Raw genomic sequence first — 22,885 nt, forward strand, 5'->3', positions numbered from 1 at the left:
GCGGAATGTGAACGCGAACGGAGTCAACGATGGGGATCGGCCTGCGCCCGGAGTACACGATCGCCGACCTGGACCGGATGGGCGGCCGGCCCGACCCGGAGGTGGACCGGCTGCTGCGGGGCGCGGTGGACCTGCACACCCACCCCAAACCCGCGGCCATGCCCCGCCGCATGGACATCATCGAGATCGCCACCGCCGCCGCGGCCGTCGGCTACCGTGCGATCGTCGCCAAATCGCACCACCACAGCATGGTCCCCGAGATCCTCGCGCTGGCCGAGCACGGCCTGGCGGAGATCCCGATCCAGGTCTACGGCGGGATCGCCCTCAACCACGCCGTGGGCGGGCTCAACCCCTACGCCGTCGAGCACACCCTTCAGCTGGGCGGGCGCGTCGTCTGGTTCCCCACCCTCGACTCCCGCGCGCACCGGTGCTTCCACGAAGACTTCCCCGCGGCGGCATTCGCCCTGCGCTCCGGCCCGCCCATCTCGGTGCTCGACGACGACGGCGCCCTCAGGCGCGAGGCGCGCGAGATCCTGGAGCTCATCGCCGCGGCGGACGCGATACTCAACACCGGCCACCTCGGGGCCGGCGAGATCGACGTGCTGCTGCCCGCCGCGGTGGCCGCCGGCGTCGGCCGGATCTTGATCAGCCACCCCGACTTCATCGTCGGCGCCGACCCCGGCCGCGTCGCCGGCTGGGCCGGGCAGGGCGCGCACGTCGAGTTCTGCGCCGGCCTCTACGACCGGGCTGACGGCCTGCGCGACACCGACCTGCTCCCCGAGGACCTCGCCCGCTTCCTGGACGCGCTCCCCGCCGACCGTGTGATCATCAGCTCCGACACCGGCCCGCCGCGCAGCCCGCGCCCGGTCCACACCGTGCGCAGGGTGCTGCGCGGGCTGCTCGATCTCGGCCGGCCCGCCGCCGACCTGGCCGCGGCCGTCGCCGCCAACCCGGCCAGGCTGCTGCCGGCCTGACGCCACGCGCTCAGGTCCAGCGGGCGAACCCCAGCCCCGCCCCGGTGCCGGCCTCGGTGCGGTAGACCGGCTCGTAGGCCAGCTCCTCCATGGCCAGGCCGGTCCCGGCCATCATCGCGCCGAGGGTGACCCAGTTGAGGCACTCCGACGTGGCCGAGTACAGCCGCTCCCTGGGCAGCGAGGTGAGCGTCGCGGTGTCGCCCTCCCGCAGCGCCCGCAGCAGCGAACGGTCGAGCTCCTCGTCCACCACGAAGTGGCTGAGCCCGCCGGAGGCGATCACGGCGACCCGCACGTCGTCGTCCCACGCCGCGACGGCCCCGGCGAGCGCCGCGCCGAGCGCGTGGCACCGCCGCGGCGTCACCGCGTTCGGCGGGTAGCAGGTGTTCTGCGAGATCGGCAGGATCGGCGGGTGCCCCTCCCCAAGGAGTCGCCGCACCACGAACGCGTAGCCGTGCGGGAGCCCCTGAGGGCGGAACGGCGTCTCGCGTACGACATCGAGCTCGCCGTCGCCGGCCGGGTAGCGCCGCGCGACCCGGCCGCCGTAACTCTCCTCGACGTACGTCATCTGGCTCACGTCGAAGTCGTGCTCGATGAGGTACTCGACGAGATGGCGGCCGAGCCCGGAGTCGACCGGCACATCGCGGCGCGCGTCGCCGTAGCCGTCGGCGACCAGCTGGTCCATCAGGCGCTGCCGCTCGGTGCCCCGCACCGGCTTCGGCCGGGGGATCAGCGGCACGGTGTCGCCCCAGAAGATGGAGAACGCCGGCATGTTGGACTCGTAGAACCACTCGTCCTGATCGTCGCTGATGATCAGGATGACGTCCGGGCGGGCGGCGGCGAGGTCGCGGGCGAGCTCGTCCAGCGCGGCCTGGCACCGCGCCGACTGCCGCTCGAAGGTGGCGAGGTCGCGCGGCCGCGCGCGGATCCAGTCCGGGACGACCGTGGCCACGGCCTCCTGGTAGCTCATCGCCCGCCCCCGGAAGACGAGCTCGGGGTTGTGCTCGTCGCGCTCGGCGTACTCCAGCCACATGGCGGGCGGCAGGATGAGCAGCGGGGTGTGCGACGTGGCGGCGCCCAGGACGATCGATGCCATATGTCCTCCCAGCGGGTCAGCGGGTCTCGGCTCGCAGCCGCCGGGCGAGCATGCGGCGGGCGATGAGCGCGGCCGTGTCCAGCCGGGTGCTCACCTCGGGCATGGGGCCCTCCTCATCGGCCAGGCGCTGCAGGACCGCCACCGCGTACGCGTCCTCGTCGATCAGGCAGAGCTGGCCCTCGTGCACGGCCGCGTCCATCTGGGGGTCGTCCTGGGCGTAGTCCCGGCCGATGGCGAAGAAGTAGTGCGTGCGCTTCTCCGACTGCGGCGTGAGGCCGTAGACGACCTTCCCGAGGTACGGCCGCCGGGGCCCGGTCGCGGGATCGTGCTGCGACTCGGCGGCCACGACCATGACGTCCAGCACGTACAGCGACGGGACGAAGAAGCTGATGTGCTGCTCGCGGTCGATGGGGGAGCGCAGGCCGGTCCGTTCGCGGTAGGTGGGCGGGCACTCCACGTCACGCATGACGCGCGAGGCCCGGACCAGCCACCGCTTCTCGTCGGACTCGCTGGTGATGCCGGTCTCCGCGACCTCCCGCGAGCCGATCTTGGTGGCGTGGATGAACGACTCGTGGGACAGGTCGAGCACGTTGTCCGCGATCAGCGTGTGGCCGGCGTCGATGACCACGTGCCCGGAGACGAACCGGAAGCTCGGATCGCCGAAGCCGGTCTCCGCCGGGATCTCGGCGGGGTCGGCGAGCGCGGGGTCGCCCATCCAGATCCACACGAACGGCCCGTTTTCCGCGGTCGGGAAGGACCGCAGGTCGGAACCGCCGGGGACGCCGCTCTGCCCGGGCACGCTGAGACAGGCGCCCTCGGCGTCGAAGCGGAAGCCGTGGTAGCCGCAGGTGATGACGTCGTCGGGTCCGAGCGTGCCCTCGGACAGGGGGTAGCCGCGGTGCGTGCAGCGGTCGCGCAGCGCGACCATGCGCCCGCTCCTGGTGCGCAGCAGCGTCACGGAGACGCCGAGGACGCTGCGGGCGAGCATGCGCTCGCCGCATTCCGAGCGCAGGGCGGCGATGTACCAGGCGTTGCGGACGAACGGCGGGCGGGGGTCGGTGGAGGCCCGCGTGGCGGTGGGCTGGACCATTGGTTTCTCTCCTCCGTTCCGGGTCAGCACGGCAGGCGGCTGAACACCTTCCGGGCGTTGCCCTCGAACACGAGTTGCTTCTCGCCTTCGCTGAGTCCCGGCATCGCGTCGATGACGGGCTTGATGTCGTCGAGATGCCGCCCGGTGCGGGGGTCGGCGACCGAGCCGCTGCCGGGCCGCTCGGTGCCGAACAGGCAGCGGTCCGGGCCGACGGTCTCCAGCAGCAGGCGCAGCGACGCCGGGTTGTGCAGGACCGTGTCGAACCACAGCCGGCGCAGCGACACCTCGAAGCGCTCGGCGCCGGGCGAGCCGCCGAGGCTCGGCATCAGCCGCTCGGCCTGCCACCGCCCGATCTGGTACGGCACCGAGCCGCCGCCATGCGCGATGATCAGCTTCAGCTCCGGGAAGTCGGCCAGCGTGTCCGACCGCAGCACGGTGAGGATCGCGATCGACTCCTCGGTGATGAAGTGCTCGCTGTAGGTCTCCCGCTCGTTGAAGCAGCCCGCGGAGTGCACCAGCGCGGGCAGGTCGTGCGCGACCAGCCGCTCGAACAGCGGATACCAGTACGCGCCGCCCAGCGGCGGCGTGGTGCCCGCGCCCTCGCTGGGGTCGGGGTTGAGGCACACGCCCACGAACTGCGGCATCGCGGCGACACGGTCCAGCTCGGCCAGCGCCTCCTCGACCGGGCGGCCCGCGCAGACCGGCAGCGCGGCGACGCCGGCCAGCCGGTCCGGGTGCAGGTCCACCGACCGCCGGATGAGGTCGTTGTTGGCCTCGACCCACCAGTGCACGACGCGTTCCGGCCGGGCCGAGCTCATCAGCTGGTAGGGGCGCGGGGAGATGAGCTGCATCGTGGTGCCGACCTCGTCGAGCGCGGCCACGTTGCGGGCCGCGGCCGCCGCGAGGGCCTCGTCGCTGATCTTCGGGTCGCCGCGGTGGTGGCCGCCGGAGGACTGCAGGCGCGCCTTGTAGGCGTAGAAGACCTCGGGGGCGTTCAGGTGGGCGTGCGCGTCGATGACCATGGCGTTTCAGTCCTCCGCGATGTGGGCGATGGCCTCGCACTGCAGCAGCAGGCCGGGCGGCAGGTCGCGGTAAACGGAGACATGCCGGGCGGGCCGGGAGGCGGGGTCGGGGAAGGTCTCGCACCAGACGGGGTCGATCTCCGCGCGGGCCGATCGGTCGGGCACGAGGAAGGTCAGCTTGACGAGGTCGTCCATGGTGCCGCCGGCCGCCTCGACGATGGCGCGGAGGTTGCCGAACAGGTTGCGTACCTGCGTGGGGAGGCCGGGCGGGACCGTCCCGGTGCTCCGGTCGACGCCCGACACGCTGCCGGTCACCAGCAGCGGCCCGACGAGGCCCGCGGCCGGGATGGGGGAGGAGTTGTGCCCGAGTCCGGGCACGACGATCGAGCGGCGGGTCACGCTGATCCTCTCGACGGGGGTTTCAGCCGATCCAGTCGGGCGCCGACCCGCCGAGCCGGGCGGTCAGGTCCTGCGCGGCCTCCTGCAGGTGCCCCAGGCGGTGGGAGAAGGCGGAGTTGGTGGCGGAGCCGATGGTGTCGACGATGGCCAGGGCGGCGCAGACGCCGGTGCTGTCGAAGATCGGGGCGGCGAGGCCGCAGGTGCCGTTGACCTCGCTGACCGCGGTGGCCAGGCCGGTCCGCCGGACCTCCCCGACCTTGGCCCTGGTGATGCTCTGGGCCGGTTCGGGCAGGGAGCGGAGCGACTCCTCCACGTCCTCGGCGTCCCGCCTGAAGGCGAGGAACACCACCGCCTGGGCGGTGTCGACGGGCATGACGGTGCCGACCCGGTAGGTCAGCACGATGCCGCGGCCCTGCGGCTCCTGCACCCGGGCGACGACCGGGCCCGCGGGGGTCCACAGGCTCAGCGAGATCGTGGTGCCGACCTTGTCGGCGAGGCGGGTCATGCGCTCGGCCGAGATCGCCACCACGCGGCGCTTGCCGATGGCCTGCCCGCCGAGGCGCAGGATCAGGCTGCCCAGGCCGTATCCGGGCGGGTCCGTGGAGACCCGCAGCAGGTCCTCCGCGGCCATGGACGTCAGGTAGCGGTGCGCGGTCGTGCGGTTGAGGCCGAGCGCCAGCGCGACGCCGTTGGTGGTGAGATGGGTGGTGCCGTCGGCGAACAGGCCGAGGATCTGGCCGACCCTGTCGACGGCCTGGATGTCGGCGCGCCCAGGAGTGCTCGCCGTCGTCTCCGGCATGGTCACCGCGCTCCTCCTCTTCTGTGCGTAATGTGAACATCACGTTCGCCCACGACTGTATCTACCTCCGTGGTGTGAGGCAACCCAACAGCTTAGGTCCTTTCAGGTACGCCCTTGACACCTCTCGTCGAGAAGTGAACATAATGTTCGTACTATGAACGCAAGGCCCATGGTGCCGCGGCTGAGGGCTGATCGCGTGTCCCTCGCGATCGGAGGCGGGAAATGATCGACAAGTTGCGCGCGTCGGTGGCCGACGCCCTCGCGGACGTGCCACGGCGGGGCGCGGTGATCGCCGTCGGCGGCTTCGGCGACTGCGGCGCGCCGCTCGGGCTCGTGGAGGCGCTGTGCGATCTCGACGTGCGCGACGTGCACGTGGTCTCCAACAACTGCGGCATCGGCGAGCGCGGGCTCGCCCGGCTGCTGATCGAGGAACGCATCGCCAGGTTCACCGGATCGTTCCCCGCCCACGCGCGCTTCGGTGAGCAGTACCGCTCCGGGCGCATCCACCTCGACCTGGTGCCGCAGGGCACGCTCGCCGAACGGCTGCGCGCGGCCGGCGCCGGGCTGCCCGCCTTCTACACCCCGGCCAGTGCCGGCACCGACCTCGGCGAGGGCGCCTTCCCCGCCGCGTACGGCCCCGACGGCGAGGTCGCCGAATACTGCGCGCGCAAGGAGACCCGCGAGTTCGACGGCCGGACGTACGTGCTGGAGCACGCCCTGCACCCCGATGTCGCCCTGGTCCGCGCCCACCGGGCGGACAGGATGGGCAACCTCGTCTTCCGGCTGACCGCGCGCAACTTCAACCCGCTGTGCGCCATGGCGGCGCGGATCACCATCGCGGAGGTCGAGAACGTGGTGCCCATCGGAGCGCTGCCCCCGGACGAGGTCCACCTGCCGGGCATCTTCGTCGACCACATGGTCGAGGCCCTTTCGGAGATCGGGCTGCCGGAGTGAGCACGGCGGGGCGGAGCCGGGCGGAGATCGCGGCGCGGGTCGCGGCGGACCTGGCCGACGGTGACTACGTCAACGTCGGCCTCGGCATCCCGTTGCTGGTGCCCGAGCACGTCGGAAGCGGCAAGCAGGTGGTGTTCCACTCCGAGAACGGGCTGCTCGGCATGGGCGCGGCCCCGGCCCCGGCGGATCGCGACCCCGACCTGACCGAGGCGGGCAAGGGCTACACGACCCTGCTGCCCGGCGCGGCCGTCTGCGACTCCGCGATGTCGTTCGCGCTCATCAGGAGCGGCCGGCTGAGCGTCACGGTCCTGGGCGCGCTGCAGGTCTCGGCCGCTGGCGACCTGGCCAACTGGCACGTGCCCGGCGGCCGTCCCGGGGTCGGCGGCGCGATGGACCTGGTGCACGGGGCGCGCCGGGTGTGGATCGCGATGGAGCACACCGACCGCCGATCCGGCGCCCCGAAGATCGTCGAGAAGTGCGAGTACCCGCTGACCGGCCGCGGCGTCGTGCACCGCGTCTACACCGATCTGGCCGTCTTCGACATCGGTCCCGGCGGCCTGGTGCTGAGCGAGCTCGCGCCCGGCGTCGGCGTCGACTACGTCCGCGAGCGCACCGGCGCACCGTTCGCGCTGGCCCGAGCATGAGCGGGATCAAGGGCGGCGCCTACATCGTCGGCGCCTACGAGCATCCCGAGCGCCGGATCACCGGGTCGTCGGTGCCGCAGGTGCTCGCCGAGGTGACGCACGGCGCGCTGGCCGACGCGGGCCTTGGGCCTTCCGACGTGGACGGCTGGTTCGGCTCCTCCGAGCAGCCCGGCCTCGGCGGCCTGTCCATGCTGGAGTACCTCGGCCTGCGCGGGGTGCGGCACGTCGAGGACACCGAGAGCGGCGGCGCGTCGTACCCGACCCTCGTCGGGCACGCCACCGCCGCGATCATGACGGGCCGCTGCGAGGTCGCGGTCATCGCGATGGGCGGCCTGCCGCGCTCGCTGCCTCCGCACCGCGCGGTGAGCGGCCCGGAGGACCCCTTCGAGATTCCGTACGGGATCTCGCCGGTAGCCCTGTACGCCCTGGCCGCCGCCCGCCATATGCACGAGTACGGGACGACGTCGGCGCAACTCGCCGAGGTGAAGGTCGCCGCGTCCGAGCACGCCAAGCACAACCCGAACGCGCTGCTGCGCGACCCGGTGACCGTCGCGGAGGTCCTGGACTCCCCGCTCATCGCGGACCCGCTGCACCGGCTGGACTGCTGCGTCACGACCGACGGGGGCGGCGCGGTGGTCGTGGTCAGCCCCGAGGTGGCGGCCCGGCTGGACCGGCACCGGGTGAAGGTGCTCGGCCAGGCGGAGGCGTTCAAGCACGCGGGACCCGCCGTGGACGTCACCATCACCGGAGCGGTGTGGTCCGGGCCGAGGGCCTTCGCCGAGGCGGGCCTGAAGCCGGTCGACGTCGACTACGCCTCCATCTACGACTCCTTCACGATCACTGTCCTGATGCTCCTGGAGGATCTCGGTTTCTGCGGGAAGGGGGAGGGCGGCCGGTTCGTGGCCGACGGCGGCCTGCGGGCGCATGTCGGGAAGCTGGCGGTGAACACCGACGGCGGCGGCCTGTGCAACAACCATCCCGGCTCGCGCGGCGGCATGGTGAAGATCATCGAAGCCGTGCGCCAGCTGCGCGGGGAGGCCAACGCGCCGGTGCAGCTCCCCGACGTCCAGGTGGCGCTCGTGCAGGGGATCGGCAAGGCGATCGGGAGCCGCCATTTCAGCAGCACGTTGCTACTCGGTCAGGAGGACACGTGAGCCGAGCCGCGCTGCCGGTGCCGGCGGCGACGATCACGCCGGGGCTCGAGCCGTACTGGCGGGCGCTGGCCGATGGGGAGTTGCGGTTGCCGTACAGCCGAAAGACCGGGGAGGTGCTGTGGTACCCGCGTGTCGGCGGGGACCTCGAGGTCGAATGGCGGGCCGCCACAGGGCGCGGCGTGGTCTACAGCGCCACCGTCGTGCGGCGGCCCGCCGGGCCGTACCGCGACAGCGGGCCGTACGCGCTCGCCTACGTGACCCTGGCGGAGGGGCCGCGGCTGCTGACGCACGTCGTCGGCGTCCCGCCCGCGGAGGTCCGCATCGGCATGCGGGTCCGCGCGGCGATCGAGACCGGCGCGGACGGCGCCGTCATCCTGCGCTTCCGCCCCGATGACGGGAGCGAGTCGTGACGGCCGACGACGCGGTGCGGGAGGCGGCCGGGCTCGGCACCTGCGCGCTTTCGGACGCGCTGGACGCCATGGGCCTGCCCGGCGTCCTGCCCGGCGTGCGCGCGCTGAGCGGCGTGCGGGCCGTGGCGGGGCGCGCGGTCACGGTCCGGCTCGGCCCGGCCGGCGACGGCGTCCCCGCCCGGCACCTGTGCACCTCGGCGGTCGACTCCGCCGGTCCCGGCCAGGTCGTCGTGGTGGCCCACCCGGGACCGTACGAAGGCACGGCCCCGGCCGGGTGGGGCGGCATCCTGTCTCTCGCCGCCCACCGCCGCGGCATCGAGGGCGTCGTCGTCGGCGGGCCGGTACGCGACGTCGACGAGGCGCGCGAGCTCGGCTTCGGCGTCTTCGGTCTCGCCCCGACGCCGGTCACCGCCCGCGGCCGCGTCGTCGAGACCGGCTGGGACGAGCCGATCGTCATCGGCGAGGTGACCGTCCGCCCCGGCGACCTGGTGGTGGCCGACGAGAACGGCGTCGTCGTGGCGCCCGCCGACCGGCTGCCCGAACTGCTGGCCCGCGCCCGCGCCATCGTCTCGCGGGAGGCCGCCATCGCGGCCGCGGTGCGCGCGGGCGTGCCCGTGGCCGAGGCGATGGGCCGCGACTACGAGGAGATGCTGTCATGACACAAGCCGCGGCGCTGCTCGCGCTCGGCACCGGCACCGTGAGCGACGCCCTCGACCGGCTCGGCATCCCCGGCCAGTGCGCCGGCCTCGCCGGGCTGGTCCCTGGCGGCACCGTCGCCGGTCCCGCCTTCACCGTCCGGTACGGCCCCAACGGCCTGTCCGGCGGCACCGTCGGCGACTACATCGACGACGTGCCGCCCGGCCACGTCGTCGTGCTCGACAACCGCGGCAGGACCGACGCCACCGTCTGGGGGGACATCCTCACCACGGTCGCCTCAGGCCGCGGCGTCGGCGGCACCGTCATCGACGGCGTCTGCCGCGACCTGGACCGCAGCCTCGAAACCGGCTATCCGATCTTCGCCAGGGGCAATTGGATGCGTACCGGCAAGGACAGGGTCAGGGCCGAGGAGATCGGCGGCCCCGTAGGCATCGGCGGCGTGCGCGTGCACCCCGGCGACATCCTGATCGGCGACCGGGACGGCGTGCTCGCCCTCCCGGCCGACCGGCTCGACCAGATCCACGAGGTCGCGGCCGCGATCGCCGCCGCGGAGAACGAGATCAGGGCGCACGTCGCCACCGGCCTGACCCTGCGAGAGGCCCGGGCCCGCACGGGTTACCACCATCTTCAGGCACAAGAGAGGGAGTCTTGAGGACACACACGCTGTTCGATCCGACGCACGCCCCCGCGACGGCGGACGCGATCGAGCCGATGGGGCCGGGGCCGCTGCCCGACCTGGCGGGCAAGCGCGTCGCGCTGGTCAAGAACGCCTGGCCGAGCTGGCACGCGATGGTGGACCACCTCGCCGCCCTGCTCGCCGACCGGCACGAGGGCATCACCTTCGAGCAGTACATCGTCCCCAACGGCTCGGCCGCCGACCCGGAGCTGCTGCGCCGGATCGCCGCCGAGAACGACGCCGCCGTGGTCGGCCTGGCCAACTGCGGATCCTGTACGGCGTGGAGCTTCCACGACGCCCTGGAACTCTCCCGCCTGTCCCTGCCGGCGGTGCTGGTCGTCACGAGCGAGTTCGCCGAGCTCGCCGCCGCCGTGGCCCGGGCGAAACGGTCGTCCATCCCGCGGGTGCTGCTGCCGCTCAACCCGGAGACCGTGGACCTGCGGGTGGCGCTCGACCTGGTCGACGACGCGGTGGACGAGATCGTCGAGGGGCTGACCGTCCCCGTGGCGGCCGACGGCCCGGCCCCGGCGGCCGCCTCGCGGTTCGCCGCGGTGGAGGCGGCCGACGACGCGGAAGACGACACCGCGCACGAGTTCTTCTACCGGCGCGGCTGGACCGACGGCCTGCCCGTCCGGCTGCCCACCGTGCCCAGGGTGGAGCGGCTGCTCGCCGCGCTCGGCCCCGTGGACCCGGGCGAGGTCATCGCCATGATGCCGCCCACCGGCTTCGGCGTCACCTACGAGTCGCTGGCCGTCAACGCCGTCATGGCGGGCGCCGTGCCGGAGGTGATGCCGATCCTGGTGGCGATGGTGCGCGCCGCCTGCGAACCGCGGTTCAACCTCAACGGCATCGCCACGACCACCGGTCCGTCCACCCCGCTGGTGATCGTCAACGGGCCGGTCGGCGGCGCGGCCGGGGTGAACGCGGGCCGCGGCGCCCTGGGTCACGGGTGGCGGGCCAACGTCGCGATCGGCCGCACGCTGCGGCTGCTGATCAACAACATCGGCGGAGCCACGCCCGGGAGCATCTCCAAGTCCATCATGGGCCAGCCCGGCCGGTTCTCCTTCTGCTTCGCCGAGAACGAGCAGGGCTCGCCGTGGGCGCCGCTGCACGCCGACCGCGGCGTGGACCCGGCCGGGAGCGCCGTCACGCTGCTCGGCGCGACCGGCAGCATGAACCTGCTCACGCCGCGCCAGGACGCCGACGCCATGCTCAGCCTGTTCGCCGACGGGCTCGCCTTCATGGGCAACCCCAACGTCGTGATGGGCCGGGGCACCGTCGCGGTCCTGATCACCCCGGGGCACGCGCGGGCGCTGGCCGCCGCTGGTCTGTCCAAGGCCGATGTCGCGGCCGAGATCTGGAAGCGGTCGACGCTGCCGATCGAGCGTTTCCCGCGTTCGGCCCATCCGGACCCGCCGTACGAGTTCGTGCAGCACGACGGCCTGGTCTACACGGTCAAGGACCCCTCGCACCTGTTCGTGGTCGTCGTCGGCGGGCCGGAGCCCACCCACGCCACCCTCATCCCCAGCCATCCCAGCAGCGTCCCCGTCACCCGCGCGATCACACCGACTCCGGAGAGGCGACCATGAACTCTTTGCCCGAGGCGATGAGCCGGTTGCAGGGCATGATCGGCCAGGACTACCTGATGCGGGCCACGATCGTCGACGCCGCGTCCGTGGACGTCGAGGTGGTCGCGCGCGAGGAGGCGTGCCAGGAGTGCATCGTGCCCAAGGAGTTCATGCGCGACGTCGCCGACGACTGCCTGTCCGGCACCGGCTACCGCGTGCGCGACCTGGTCTATCCGGGTGAGCGCGCGGCCGAGCCGTGCCGGCGCTGAGATGCGGCTGCGCGTGCGCTCCATGGCCTGTGAGGCCGAGGGCGTGCTCTCGCTGGGGTTGCGCGACCCGGACGGCGGGCGGCTGCCGCCGTGGTCGCCCGGCGCCCACGTCGACCTGACGGTGCCGGGGTCGCCGCCACGGCAGTTCTCGCTGTGCGGCGACCCCGGCGACCTCGGGGAGTACAGGCTGGGCGTCCTCCTGGAGGACCCGAGCCGGGGCTGCACCCGCTACGTCCACCACAGCCTGCGGCCCGGCGAGCTGGTCGAGGTGTCGCGGCCGCGCAACAACTTCCCGCTCGTGCCCTCGCCGCGCTACCTGTTCGTCGCGGGCGGCATCGGCATCACGCCCGTGCTGCCGATGCTCGCCGCGGCCACCGCTGCCGGCGCCGAATGGGAGCTGCTGTACGGCGGCCGCCGCCGCCCGTCCATGGCCTTCCTCGACCGGCTCCGCCCGTACGGCGAGCGGGTGCGGATCCACCCGCAGGACGAGGCCGGCCTGCTCGACCTCGACGAGGCGCTGGACCGCCACGACCCCGCGCCGACCGCCGTGTACTGCTGCGGTCCCGAGCCGCTGCTGGCGGCGATCGGGGAGCGCGCCCGCGCGCGCGGGTTCGGCCCCCCGCGCATCGAGCGGTTCCGCCCGGTCCAGGTCGCGGCGCCCGAGGGCGGCGAGCGGGCCATCGAGGTGGTGTGCGGGCGGTCGGGTGTGACGGTCCGGGTCGGCGGGGACAGCACGATCCTGGCGGCGCTGGAGGCGGCGGGCGTTCCCGTGCCCAGCTCGTGCCGGGAGGGTATCTGCGGCACCTGCGAGACGGCCGTGCTGGACGGGATACCGGACCACCGGGACTCGCTGCTCACCGAGGGCGAGCGGGAGGCGGGAGAGACGATGATGATCTGCTGTTCCCGGGCGCTGAGCGAGAAGCTGGTGCTTGATGTCTGAATGGCGGTTCGTCCCCACGGCGACCGCGCACGAAGCGGGCGGCAGGATCGGTGCGCTGCCTGCGGCCATCCGGCCGGTGGGGGCGGCGGGGGCCACCGTGTGCGGCCCGGCGTACACCGTGCTGTGCGGGCAGCGGGACAACCTCGCGCTGCACCACGCCCTCGCCCTGGCCCCGCCCGGCGCCGTCGTGGTCTGCCAGACCGGCGGCTGGTTCGAGGCCGGCTACGTCGGCGAGGTCATGGTGCGGGCCGCGCTGGCCCGCGGACTGGCGGGGCTGGTCATCGACGGCTGCGTGCGCGACGCCGAGGCGATCGCCGCGTCCGGATGGCCGGTGTTCGCGCGCGGCCTGAGCGTGCGCGGCACGACCAAGGACCCGTCGCTGGCGCAGGCGCAGGGGTGCCGGCTGCGGTTCCGCGCCGCCGGCGGGTCCGTGGACGTCGACCCCGGCGACCTCGTGCTCGGCGACGCGGACGGGGTCGTGGTGGTGCCGCGGCCCCGCGCCGCCGAGGTGCTGGCCGCGTCCCACGCCAGGGAGACCGCGGAGCGGGAGATCCTCACCCGGCTGGGCGACGGCGAGACCACGCTGGACATCTACGGCCTACCGCGACTGGGCGAATGAACATGATGTTCACTTGGTGACCGGTAGGCTGTCCGTCGTTGGTAGTGGTATCGAGAGCGGCGGTTTCGATGCGGGAGTTTGACGAGCCGGGCCAGGCCGACATCCAGGCGGTCACCAGGACCAGCCGGATCCTCGGGCTGTTCAACGTCGACCGGACCGAGCTGGTCACGGCCGACGTCGCCGCCGCGCTCGGCCTGAACCGCACCACGACCCACCGCTACCTGACCTCGATGGCCGCGGTCGGGCTGCTGGAGCCCGGCAGCAGGCACTCCAGCTATATGGTCGGCCCGCTGGCGATGAAGCTGGGCGCGATGGCCACGGGGTCGGCGGGCGTGCTCGCGATCGCGCCGCGGTCCATGGCCGCGCTCAGCGACGAGCTGGGCGCCACGGTGGCGCTCAGCCTGTGGGCCTCGACCGGACCGATGGTGGTGCACGTGGCGGAGCCGCAGCTCGCCGAGGCGGTCCTGACGGTGCGGGTCGGCACGGTGCTGCCCTTCGACACCGCCCAAGGCGTCCTCTTCGCCGCCTTCCTCCCACCGGAGGCCACGCACGCCGACGCCAAGCGCGCCCGGCTCAAGCCGGCCGCGCGGGCGGCGTTCGACGAGCACTTGGCGCAGGCGCGGGAGACGGGGCTGGCGGTGATGCGCCACCGCGACGTCGGCATCGTCGCCGTCGCGGCCCCCGTCTTCGACGCCGCCGGCCTGTGCGCCTCGCTGGCGGTCGTCGGGCTGGCCGGCACCACCACCGACGCCGCGGTGCCCGAGCGCGCCGGCCGCCTGCGCGAGACGGCCGACCGGCTCACCGCCGGCCTCGGCGGCCAGGTCCCCGAATTCCTCCTCGGCATCTCCTGACCCGGCTGCTGCCGGCCACCGGCACCGCGCTCGGTGGCCCGCGCTGATCGGCATGTTTCCCCTGTCCGCCGGTTCACCAAGTGAACCGCGGCCCCGGCCTGTGTTCACGGCGGCGCCGGCGCCGCTGTGACGCACGCCAGGGCCGGTGAAGCGGATTGCCGCGAGCAAGACCTTGTGCCGTGCACATTGCCGACGTAGGCTTCGTGCAATCAAATTTGAACATGGTGTTCACAATCTGGACGATATTGGAGGGAACGCCATGGTTCGTCATCCGTCCTTACCGGTCGCCCGGCGGCAGGCCGATCCGGTGCGCCCATGAGCCTCACCGCCATCGCCCGCCGCATCGCCGCGGGGGTCCTCGTGCTCTGGCTCGTCTCGGTGCTGACATTCCTGATGGTGCGCCTGATCCCCGGCGACCCCGCCAGGACCGCGGCGGGGGAGAACGCCACCGCCGAGCAGGTCGAGGTCATCCGCCGGCAACTCGGGCTCGACCAGCCCCTGTTCACCCAGTACGCGCGCTGGCTCTCCCAGGTGGTGCGCGGAGACCTCGGCACCTCCCTGACCTCGCCCCGCCCCGTGGCCGAGTCGATCGCCAACGCCGTGCCCCCCACGCTGTCCATCGCGCTCACCGCCCTGCTGCTGGCGATCGTGATCGGCGTCGGCGCGGGCGTGGTCGCGGGCCTGAACCGGGGGAGCTGGCTGGACCGCGCGGTGACCGCCATGACGACCATCGGGATCGCCGTCCCCGGCTTCTGGGTGGCCATGCTGCTCATCTCGATCTTCGCGATGAAGCTCCGCCTGCTCCCCGCGACCGGCTACACCGCGCTCAGCGAGGGCTTCGGCCCGTGGCTCCAGCACATCCTGCTGCCCGGCTCCGCCCTGGCGCTGGCCACCGCGGCGCAGATCGCCAGGCAGGCGCGCGGCTCCATCGCCGACGTCATGGCCGAGCCGTACGTGCGGACCGCGCGCGCCCGCGGCGCGTGGGGAGCGCTCCTGGTGCGCCGGCACGTGCTGCGCAACGCCTCGATCCCCGTCATCACCGTGATCGGCCTGCAGGCCGGCCACCTGCTGGGCGGCGTGATCATCGTCGAGGCCGTCGCCGGCGTCAGCGGGATCGGCACCCTGGCGCTCCGCGCCGTACAGGACCGCGACTACACCATGATCCAGGGGTACGTCCTGCTGGCCGCGGTCGTGATGGTCACCGTCAACCTGGTCGTCGACCTGGCCTACCAGTGGGTCAACCCGAAGGTGCGTGCGTCGTGACGGACACTGTGACGGACACCGCGGTCCGGCGGGAGCCGATCGCCACGCCCGCCCGTTCCCCGCTGCGGGAGATCGCGCACGCGTTCCTGAGCAGCCCCGCCAGCGTGGCCGCCGGGCTGTTTCTGCTCCTGTTGCTGTTCGTCGCGGTCGCGGGGGAGTTCGTGGTTCCGTACGACCCTGTCGTACAGGACCTCGGCAACCGGTTCGCCGGGCCGAGCCTGACCCACCTGCTCGGCACCGACGAGTTCGGCCGCGACGTGCTCAGCCGCATGATGACCGCCTCGCGGATCGCCCTGCTCGCCCCGCTCATCGCGATCACGACCGCCGCCGTCCTGAGCGTGCCGATCGCGCTGCTGGCCGGCCTGCGCCGCGGTCTGGTCGACGCGGCGGCGGGCCGCCTCGCCGACGCGCTGATGAGCCTGCCCGCGCTGGCGCTGTCCATGGCCATCATCGCCATGCTCGGCCCCGGGCTGGTCAACTCGATGATCGCGGTCGGCATCGCGTTCGCGCCGAGCCTGTTCCGCGTCGTTCGCGGCGCCGCGCTCGCCGTCTCCCGCGAGACCTTCATGGAGTCGGCGGAGTCGATCGGCTGCTCCACCGGCCGCATGCTGTGGGTGCACCTGCTGCCCAACGTCGCGGCGCCGCTGCTGGTCCAGGCCACGATCCTGATGGGCGTCGCCCTGCTCGCCGAGGCGAGCCTGAGCTTCATCGGCCTGGGGGTCCAGCCGCCCGACACGAGCTGGGGGTCGATGCTCTCCGCCGCGTACCAGAACCAGTTCAGGGATCCGTTCGGCGGGGTCGCGCCCGGCGTGGCGCTGGCCCTGACCGTGCTCGCCTTCAACGTGCTGGGCGACACCCTGCGCGATGTGATCACCACCGGGAGGCACTCGTGACGGATCCGGTCCTGTCGGTGCGCGGGCTCGTCATCGACTTCACCGGCCGCCCCGGCCGGCGCGCCCTCGTGCAGGACGTGGACTTCGACGTCAGCCGCGGCCAGTCGGTGGCGCTGATCGGGGAGTCCGGCTGCGGCAAGACGCTCACCTCGCTGGCCGTCCTCGGCCTGCTGCCGCCGCGCATGCGGGTCTCCGCCGGGTCGATCACGCTCGGCGGGGTGGACGTCCTGAGCGCCGGCGAGCGCACCCTGCGCGGCCTCAGGGGCCGTACGATCGGCGCCATCTTCCAGGAGCCGATGAGCAGCCTGAACCCGACGATGACCGTGGGCGACCAGATCGGCGAGTCACGCAGGATGCACCTCGGCGAGTCGCGTCGTACGGCGCGCGCCAGGGCGGTGGAACTGCTGGACCGGGTGGGCATCCCGAACGCCGCGACGCGCGCCCGGGCGTACCCGCACGAGATGAGCGGCGGAATGCAGCAACGCGTGATGATCGCCGCCGCGATCGCGTGCGAACCGGCCGTCGTGCTGGCCGACGAGCCGACCACCGCGCTCGACGCCACCGTGCAGGCCGACATCCTCACGCTGCTGGAGGACCTGCGGCGCGACCTCGGCCTGGGCGTCCTGCTGGTCACCCACGACCTCGGCGTCGTCGCCGACTTCTGCGCGGACGTCGTGGTGATGTACGCCGGGCACGTCGTCGAACGCGCCTCGGCCAAGAAGCTGTTCCACGCCCCGCGGCATCCGTACACCGAGGCGCTCCTGCGGGCGGTGCCGCAGGCCGGTCACGCGCGGACGACGCTGAACGTCATCCCCGGGCGCGTCCCGGCCGGCGGCGCGCTGCCGACCGGCTGCCGGTTCCGGCCGCGATGCTCCTACGCCGAGCCGTGCTGCGCCGAACCGCAGCTCGGCGCCGTCAACGATGACGCCCATTTCACGTTCTGCGACCGGGTCGCCGCCGGCGAACTGGTGTTAGGGAGTCGCTCATGAGCGTCTCTGTGACGGCCGCGCCGGTCGTCCGGGCCAGAGCGCTGGTCAAGACGTTCCCGGTCCGGCGGAACCTGGTGGGGCGCACGGTCGAGCGGCTGCACGCCGTCGACGGCGTGGACCTCACCGCCTACCCCGGCCAGACGCTGGGCATCGTCGGCGAGTCCGGTTCGGGCAAGAGCACGGTCGGCAGGCTCGTCGCCCGGCTGCTCACCCCCGACTCCGGCACGGTCGAGATCGGCGGGCGCGAGCTGACCGACATCCGCGGCAGGCGGCTGCGGCAGGCCCGCGCCGACATGCAGATGATCTTCCAGAATCCGTACTCGGCGCTCGACCCCACCAAGACGATCGGACACGCGGTCGCCGAGCCGCTCCTCGCGCACGGCCGGTGCCTACGCCGCGAGATGTACGGCCGGGCGGCGGAACTGCTCGAACGGGTGGCCCTGGACCCGGCCCTCGTCACCCGCTACCCGAGCCAGCTCTCCGGCGGCCAGCGGCAGCGGGTCTGCATCGCCAGGGCGCTGGCGCTGGAGCCCAAGCTCCTGATCGCGGACGAGCCGACCTCGGCGCTCGACCTGTCGACCCGCTCGGAGATCCTCAACCTGCTGCTGCGGCTCCAGGAGGACGCCGGCCAGGCGATGATCCTCATCTCGCACGACGTCACGACGATCAAGCACCTGTCGCACCGCGTGGCCGTGATGTATCTCGGCCGCGTGGTCGAGGAGGGAGCGGTCGGCGACCTGATCGGCGAGCCCCGGCACCCCTATACCCAGGCCCTGCTGTCCGCGGTGCCGGAACCGGACCCGATGACCCCGCGCCGCGGCACCCGCATCGTGCTGACGGGCGATCCGCCGAGCCCGATCGACCTGCCGTCCGGCTGCCGCTTCCGCACCCGCTGCCCGATCGCGACACCGGAGTGCGCGATCACCGACCCGCCGCTGGTCCCGGTCGGCGCGGAGCACGTCGTGGCCTGCGTCCACCGCGCCTAATCCATTACGCCATAGGCGGACGCCCGGAACAGGAAGGAGGCCCAGGACCGGTAGGGCCGCCACGCCTCGGCCAGCTTCCGGTAGGCGGCCGGCGGCGCGTCCTCCGGCAGGCCGTACGCCTCGCGCAGGATCGCGAACAGGCGCGGCTCGTCGCCGGGAAACGCGTCCGGCGCGCCCGCGCCGCGGATCAGGATCAGCCCCGCGGAGAACGGCCCCACACCGGCCAGCGTCCGCAGTTCCGCCAGGGCCTCCTCGGGACCGACCGAGCGCAGGTGCTCAGTGGTGAGCACCCCGTCCAGCGCCGCCCGCGCCAGCCCGCGCAGCCATTCCTCCTTCTGCGCGGTCAGGCCGAGACCACCGGCCTCCAGCAGCGTCACCGGCGGCGGGAAGGCCGCGTACTCCTGCCCGTCCACGGTGACCCTCGCGCCGTACCGCTCCGCGATGCGCTGCTTGAGCCGCGAGGCGATGACCATCGACGAGCGCTGCACGATCACCGCCCAGCACGCCGCCTCCCACGCACTCCAGAAACACACCGGCCGCAGCCCCGGCCTCGCCCGCTGCAGCTCACCGAGCACAGGATCGCCCTCACCAAGCTCACCGAACCCCGAGCCGTCCACATCAAGAGAAAGAATCCGCGCCACCTCCCCCCGCACTCCCGGCCCCGCGGCCCGCGTCGTGGCAACCGCCACTCCGTCTGGCGCGGCCGTCACGCTCACCCCGATCGGCAGCCAGTCGGACTCAGCACAGTAAGCAAACCGCAGCGCCTTCCCACCAGAGGGCAGCCCACTGGTAGCCGGCCAATCCTCCACAAACCGCAACGAGGCCCCGAATTCGAACGGGCCCTTGGCGGTGATCGTGAATCCGTGCGAAGTCATGCGCGTATGGTAGGGGCCCGCACTGACAGGCTGTCGGTGAGTGGGTTCACAGCACGGCGAGTGCCTGTTCGGCGCGGTCGAGGGCGGTCTCGACCTCGGCTGCCGTCAGATTCTCGATCATCCAGGGCAGGTACTGGATGGGGATCTGCAGGGCGGCCCATCGGTAGCCGAGATCGGCGGAGCGGGCGTCGAGGGGGAGTCCGGTCGACTGTTCCCAGGCCTCGCGGTAGCCGGCGAACTCCTCGGAATCGAAGGTGACCAGGTTAGCGAGGTCGAGCATGGCCGGGCCGATCCGGCTGCTGCCCCAGTCGATCAGCCACGCCTCCTGCCCGTTGACGAGGACATTGCCGGGGTGTACGTCGCCGTGCAGCAGAGTGGGGCTCAGCTGAGCGAGCGTTCGCGGAACCACGGGATGGGCGGCGATAAGTGAGACAAGCGCGGAGGCTCGCGTGATGGTGGCCGAGGGGTGGCGGCCACCATGCCGGTCGAGCTGGGGGAGAACCCACTCGTGACACAACTGCCGCCACCATCGGGCATCTACCCGGGGCAGACCGGCGGGCACGTTCGCCGCGCCGCGGAAGTGGCCGTGCAGACGAGCCAGCGAGTCGAACAGGCTCCCCGGCGGCGGCGCGTCCTGGTCGGAAAGCAGCGTCCCGGAGGTAAAGGGGATGATGAGCCACGGCCCGTCATGGTCGTCACCCGAAGCGATCAGCTCAGGGATCGCGGTCGCGTTCCGCCGAATTTCCTGCGCCGCTGCCAGCCCGGCGACCTCGTGGGGAAAAGCACGCTTGCGCACCATCTGGACTTCCCGCGTTGCCGATCCGGCGCCGACCATATGCAGCGTGATCAGCTCCACCGAGCCCGAAACCGAGCCACCGCTCAGAGGACGCACCGTGCAGCGCTCGACACGCCCGCATCCGGTCATCCGTGCCGCCCACTCCAGCAACGCAGGCGCCACGATCTCCCCGGTCACGGCACCACGCCAGGCGTTGTACGGCACCCCGCGATTGAAGCGTGAAGAACTCCAATCATCCCAGGCCGGAGGACATTCCCTCTCATTTCATGAGACTCGGTTCGGATTTCGCCTCCCAGGCTTTAGCAGGCGGTGAACGCTGATCGATTTCCATGAATAGCACCGCCTCGAGATCTTTGGAACTTGTTTATCGGCTATCAGCTTCGGCGGACCAACACACTTCCTCGCGGGTGTGTCGCTCAATGGGGAGACGCGGTGATCTGTACGTGGTGGCTGTCGTCGTCGGTGAGGAACGACGACAGTGCCTGTCCCTGCTCGGCTACGGTGGCGCGGTCGGCTTGAGAGAGGCGGCGCAGTGGGGTGACGATCACGGTGCCGGCATTGACGGTCCAGGTCGCGGCGACGCGGCCGTCGATCAGGACGACGCGAGCGCCGGCGACCGACAGGCCGCGGTGGGTGGTGTCGATGATCCGGGTGCGGTCGTGGTAGCCGAGGAGCGCGTTGTCGAAGGCCGGGAGGAACCGCACCGGGGCGGGTGTGTCGGGGTCGGGTCGGGGCGCGTCGGGGAGGTCCAGGAGTTCCCGGCCTTGTTCGTCGCGGAAGGTGATCAGCTCCTCGCGTATCGCGGCCACCGCGGCCGGTAGTCCGGCGAGGCCGCACCAGGCGCGCAGGTCGGCCGTGGCGGCGGGGCCGAACGCGGCCAGATAGCGCCGTGCCAGTGTTTCGCCGACCGGATCGGATCCCGTCGGGGCCGGTGGGTCGATCTCGCGGCCCAGCCAGGAGGAGAGCGGGACGTTGCGCACTCCCGCCCTCGTGCGCCACAGCCCGCGCGGCGGCAGCTGCGCCATCGGGATGAGGGCGGCGATCAGCATTTCGCCCAGCGCCCGCGGGCCCGGCGCCGGCCAGCGCTCGGCCAGCGCCCGCGCGAGCTCGGTCATCGAGCGGGGCTCGGCGTCGGCCATCACCGCCCGGCCCGCCGTCGCGAGCTCGTCGAGGTCCACCCCGGCGAGCTCGCGGCGGTAGGTCCCGAGGACCCGCTGGCGCAGCATGAGGTCGTGGCGGGCCCGCCAGGCCAGGACGTCGTCGGCGGTGAGCAGGTGCACGGTACGGCGCATGAGGTGGGTCCGCACCACGCCCCGCCGGATCAGCAGGTCCGAGAGCACCGCCGGGTCGAACGCGCGCACCCGCGACCAGAGCCCGACGAACGGCTCCTGCGGCTCCTGCGCTTGCAAGCCGCACAGGTGCGCGACGGCGTCGAGCACCGGCACGTCGGCGTGATCGAGCAGCAACTGCCGGGCGAGCGTCGCGCGGTTGAGCGCCCGCGAGGAGAGAACGGTCATCGGCTCAGGTTGATTTCTGACCGTCGCGCATCTCGCGCAGGATGTCGGCGCGCAGCCACCCTTCCTCGATGGACGCGACGTGTTTGATCAGCCCGCCCAGGCACAGCGCGCTGGCCGTCGGGCGCTCGCCGAGCCCGCGGACGGTGTTGGTCAGGGCGGATCGCGCGGTCGCGAGCGCGGCGAGCAGGTCGTCCCGCTCGGCGTCCAGAGTGGTGATGGCGGTCACGGTTTCCGGGCCCTTCGGGTTGTCGTCGTTGACTGGCACGCGACAACAGTCACAGGAGAAGCGGCCAGGAAGTGACCGCTTCTCCGGGCAATATGGGGATCATGCCGAAGACTTCAGCGCGGTTGCTGTCGTTGCTCTCGCTGCTTCAGGCGCGCCGGGACTGGCCGGGGGCGCTGCTGGCCGAGCGGCTGGACGTCAGCCCGCGCACCGTGCGCCGTGATGTCGACCGCCTGCGCGAGCTCGGCTATCCCATCATGGCCTTCAAGGGGCCCGACGGTGGGTACCGGCTCGACGCCGGCACGGAGCTGCCCCCGTTGCTGTTCGACGACGAGCAGGCCGTCGCGCTGGCCATCGCGCTCCAGATCGCCACCACCGCCGGCGCCGGCATCGAGGAAGCCGCGGCGCGCGCGCTGAACACCGTCCGGCAGGTCATGCCCGCACGGCTGCGCCACCGGATCGACACCCTCCAGATCACCGCCGTCGAGCGGCCCGCGATCCGGCCGGACCCACCGGTCGACAGCGGCGTGCTCATCGCGCTCAGCGCCGCCGTCCACGCCCGCGAGGTGCTGCGCTTCGACTACGCATCAGGGATGGATGACAACGGCGAACTCGCCCCGCCGCGCCGGGTGCAACCCCATCACCTCGTCACCTGGGGCGGGCGCTGGTACCTCGTCGCCTGGGACCTCGACCGTGAGGACTGGCGCACCTTCCGCGCCGATCGCATCACCCCGCGCACCCCCACCGGCCCCCGCTTCACCCCGCGCGAACTGCCCGGAGGCGACGTGGCCACCTTCGTGGCCAGCAGGTTCCTGGGCTCCGACGGCACCGGCGACTGGCCCTGCCGCGGCGAGGTGATCCTCGACCTGCCCGCCGCCGCCGTGTCCCGCTACACCCGCGACGGAGTAGTCGAGGAACTCGGCCCGAACCGCTGCCGCCTCATCCTGAGCTCGTGGTCCTGGCCCGGCCTGGCCGCCACCATCGGCAGATTCGACGCCGACATCGAGGTCGTCGGCCCAGCCGAACTCAAGGCCGCCTTCGCCCACCTGGCCCGCCGCTACACCAACGCCGCAACCGATCCAAAGAGCCGACTACGGTTCGGGGCGGATGGGCAGCGCGAAGATCTGAGCTGATGCGACCGGGGCGCGCCAGCAAGGGGGCGATGACGACCCAGTAGCTGTTGGTCCGACCCCTGTCCGACGCCTGCCGCGCACACCTGGCAAT

The 22,885-nt window shown here is 72.7% G+C and carries 26 protein-coding genes; 17 read left to right on the forward strand and 9 right to left on the reverse strand.

Features of this window, described 5'->3' with window-relative positions; genetic code table 11:
* Window positions 1-29 precede the first annotated feature (29 nt).
* Window positions 30-974, forward strand: coding sequence for a DUF6282 family protein (locus Aple_RS09830; protein WP_155344205.1), 945 nt, complete (start codon window positions 30-32; stop codon window positions 972-974).
* A 10-nt stretch (window positions 975-984) separates the two neighbouring features.
* Here Aple_RS09830 and Aple_RS09835 read toward each other — a convergent pair whose 3' ends face one another.
* The 5 genes from Aple_RS09835 to Aple_RS09855 are packed head-to-tail and all read right to left on the reverse strand — an operon-like array spanning window position 985 to window position 5,377.
* On the reverse strand, window positions 985-2,067 hold the full coding sequence (locus Aple_RS09835) for a DODA-type extradiol aromatic ring-opening family dioxygenase (protein ID WP_155344206.1): 1,083 nt from the start codon (window positions 2,065-2,067) through the stop codon (window positions 985-987).
* A 16-nt stretch (window positions 2,068-2,083) separates the two neighbouring features.
* Complete coding sequence (locus Aple_RS09840; protein ID WP_155344207.1) at window positions 2,084-3,157, reverse strand: aromatic ring-hydroxylating oxygenase subunit alpha; 1,074 nt, start codon at window positions 3,155-3,157, stop codon at window positions 2,084-2,086.
* Window positions 3,158-3,180: 23 nt separating this feature from the next.
* Window positions 3,181-4,179: an amidohydrolase family protein gene (locus Aple_RS09845; protein WP_155344208.1), complete on the reverse strand. Its 999-nt coding sequence runs from the start codon at window positions 4,177-4,179 to the stop codon at window positions 3,181-3,183.
* A gap of 6 nt (window positions 4,180-4,185) precedes the next feature.
* Complete coding sequence (locus Aple_RS09850) at window positions 4,186-4,578, reverse strand: RidA family protein (protein WP_155344209.1); 393 nt, start codon at window positions 4,576-4,578, stop codon at window positions 4,186-4,188.
* Window positions 4,579-4,600: 22 nt separating this feature from the next.
* Window positions 4,601-5,377: an IclR family transcriptional regulator gene (locus Aple_RS09855; protein ID WP_246264342.1), complete on the reverse strand. Its 777-nt coding sequence runs from the start codon at window positions 5,375-5,377 to the stop codon at window positions 4,601-4,603.
* A 222-nt stretch (window positions 5,378-5,599) separates the two neighbouring features.
* On the opposite strand from Aple_RS09855, the gene Aple_RS09860 reads away from it, so the two are divergent.
* The 15 genes from Aple_RS09860 to Aple_RS09930 all read left to right on the forward strand — a co-directional run bounded on the left by Aple_RS09860 (window position 5,600) and on the right by Aple_RS09930 (window position 18,250).
* Complete coding sequence (locus Aple_RS09860) at window positions 5,600-6,331, forward strand: CoA transferase subunit A (protein ID WP_170321376.1); 732 nt, start codon at window positions 5,600-5,602, stop codon at window positions 6,329-6,331.
* Entirely contained in the window at window positions 6,328-6,975 is a 648-nt protein-coding gene (locus tag Aple_RS09865) for a 3-oxoacid CoA-transferase subunit B (protein WP_218038214.1), read from the forward strand. Before Aple_RS09860 ends, Aple_RS09865 begins: the two co-directional genes overlap by 4 nt.
* A complete protein-coding gene (locus tag Aple_RS09870; RefSeq protein ID WP_155344211.1) occupies window positions 6,972-8,129 on the forward strand; it encodes a thiolase domain-containing protein in 1,158 nt (385 codons plus the stop codon). The genes Aple_RS09865 and Aple_RS09870 overlap by 4 nt, the downstream gene beginning before the upstream one ends.
* The gene (locus Aple_RS09875) at window positions 8,126-8,539 is read left to right on the forward strand and encodes a Zn-ribbon domain-containing OB-fold protein (protein WP_155344212.1); all 414 of its coding nucleotides are present in this window, start codon (window positions 8,126-8,128) and stop codon (window positions 8,537-8,539) included. The genes Aple_RS09870 and Aple_RS09875 overlap by 4 nt, the downstream gene beginning before the upstream one ends.
* Complete coding sequence (locus Aple_RS09880) at window positions 8,536-9,198, forward strand: RraA family protein (protein WP_218038215.1); 663 nt, start codon at window positions 8,536-8,538, stop codon at window positions 9,196-9,198. Before Aple_RS09875 ends, Aple_RS09880 begins: the two co-directional genes overlap by 4 nt.
* Window positions 9,195-9,848: an RraA family protein gene (locus tag Aple_RS09885; protein ID WP_155344213.1), complete on the forward strand. Its 654-nt coding sequence runs from the start codon at window positions 9,195-9,197 to the stop codon at window positions 9,846-9,848. The genes Aple_RS09880 and Aple_RS09885 overlap by 4 nt, the downstream gene beginning before the upstream one ends.
* Window positions 9,845-11,461, forward strand: coding sequence for a UGSC family (seleno)protein (locus Aple_RS09890; RefSeq protein WP_155344214.1), 1,617 nt, complete (start codon window positions 9,845-9,847; stop codon window positions 11,459-11,461). The genes Aple_RS09885 and Aple_RS09890 overlap by 4 nt, the downstream gene beginning before the upstream one ends.
* Window positions 11,458-11,709: a hypothetical protein gene (locus Aple_RS09895; RefSeq protein WP_155344215.1), complete on the forward strand. Its 252-nt coding sequence runs from the start codon at window positions 11,458-11,460 to the stop codon at window positions 11,707-11,709. The genes Aple_RS09890 and Aple_RS09895 overlap by 4 nt, the downstream gene beginning before the upstream one ends.
* Window positions 11,678-12,649, forward strand: a complete 972-nt coding sequence (locus tag Aple_RS09900; RefSeq protein ID WP_246264321.1) for a PDR/VanB family oxidoreductase — start codon at window positions 11,678-11,680, stop codon at window positions 12,647-12,649. Before Aple_RS09895 ends, Aple_RS09900 begins: the two co-directional genes overlap by 32 nt.
* Window positions 12,642-13,268, forward strand: coding sequence for an RraA family protein (locus Aple_RS09905; protein WP_155344216.1), 627 nt, complete (start codon window positions 12,642-12,644; stop codon window positions 13,266-13,268). The genes Aple_RS09900 and Aple_RS09905 overlap by 8 nt, the downstream gene beginning before the upstream one ends.
* A gap of 68 nt (window positions 13,269-13,336) precedes the next feature.
* Window positions 13,337-14,119: an IclR family transcriptional regulator gene (locus tag Aple_RS09910; protein ID WP_155344217.1), complete on the forward strand. Its 783-nt coding sequence runs from the start codon at window positions 13,337-13,339 to the stop codon at window positions 14,117-14,119.
* A gap of 315 nt (window positions 14,120-14,434) precedes the next feature.
* On the forward strand, window positions 14,435-15,382 hold the full coding sequence (locus Aple_RS09915) for an ABC transporter permease (protein ID WP_155344218.1): 948 nt from the start codon (window positions 14,435-14,437) through the stop codon (window positions 15,380-15,382).
* Window positions 15,379-16,275 carry an ABC transporter permease gene (locus Aple_RS09920; RefSeq protein ID WP_218038216.1) on the forward strand — a complete coding sequence of 299 codons (897 nt, stop codon included), beginning with the start codon at window positions 15,379-15,381 and terminating at the stop codon, window positions 16,273-16,275. The genes Aple_RS09915 and Aple_RS09920 overlap by 4 nt, the downstream gene beginning before the upstream one ends.
* A complete protein-coding gene (locus Aple_RS09925) occupies window positions 16,272-17,264 on the forward strand; it encodes an ABC transporter ATP-binding protein (RefSeq protein WP_155344219.1) in 993 nt (330 codons plus the stop codon). Before Aple_RS09920 ends, Aple_RS09925 begins: the two co-directional genes overlap by 4 nt.
* A complete protein-coding gene (locus Aple_RS09930; protein ID WP_155344220.1) occupies window positions 17,261-18,250 on the forward strand; it encodes an ABC transporter ATP-binding protein in 990 nt (329 codons plus the stop codon). The genes Aple_RS09925 and Aple_RS09930 overlap by 4 nt, the downstream gene beginning before the upstream one ends.
* Here the strand turns inward: Aple_RS09930 and Aple_RS09935 are convergent.
* The 4 genes from Aple_RS09935 to Aple_RS09950 all read right to left on the reverse strand — a co-directional run bounded on the left by Aple_RS09935 (window position 18,247) and on the right by Aple_RS09950 (window position 21,703).
* Window positions 18,247-19,125 (reverse strand): DNA-3-methyladenine glycosylase family protein, encoded by an 879-nt coding sequence (locus tag Aple_RS09935; RefSeq protein WP_155344221.1) that lies wholly within the window; start codon window positions 19,123-19,125, stop codon window positions 18,247-18,249. The two genes, Aple_RS09930 and Aple_RS09935, sit on opposite strands and share 4 nt — an antisense overlap.
* 46 nt (window positions 19,126-19,171) lie before the next feature.
* Window positions 19,172-20,125, reverse strand: coding sequence for an aminoglycoside phosphotransferase family protein (locus Aple_RS09940; RefSeq protein WP_155344222.1), 954 nt, complete (start codon window positions 20,123-20,125; stop codon window positions 19,172-19,174).
* Between the two features lie 212 nt (window positions 20,126-20,337).
* Window positions 20,338-21,438 carry a winged helix DNA-binding domain-containing protein gene (locus Aple_RS09945; protein WP_155344223.1) on the reverse strand — a complete coding sequence of 367 codons (1,101 nt, stop codon included), beginning with the start codon at window positions 21,436-21,438 and terminating at the stop codon, window positions 20,338-20,340.
* Between the two features lie 4 nt (window positions 21,439-21,442).
* Window positions 21,443-21,703 (reverse strand): mycothiol transferase, encoded by a 261-nt coding sequence (locus tag Aple_RS09950; protein ID WP_246264322.1) that lies wholly within the window; start codon window positions 21,701-21,703, stop codon window positions 21,443-21,445.
* A gap of 62 nt (window positions 21,704-21,765) precedes the next feature.
* On the opposite strand from Aple_RS09950, the gene Aple_RS09955 reads away from it, so the two are divergent.
* Window positions 21,766-22,794: a helix-turn-helix transcriptional regulator gene (locus tag Aple_RS09955; protein WP_155344224.1), complete on the forward strand. Its 1,029-nt coding sequence runs from the start codon at window positions 21,766-21,768 to the stop codon at window positions 22,792-22,794.
* The last annotated feature ends 91 nt before the right edge of the window (window positions 22,795-22,885 follow it).

This window comes from Acrocarpospora pleiomorpha, from assembly GCF_009687885.1.
Lineage (GTDB): Bacteria > Actinomycetota > Actinomycetes > Streptosporangiales > Streptosporangiaceae > Acrocarpospora > Acrocarpospora pleiomorpha.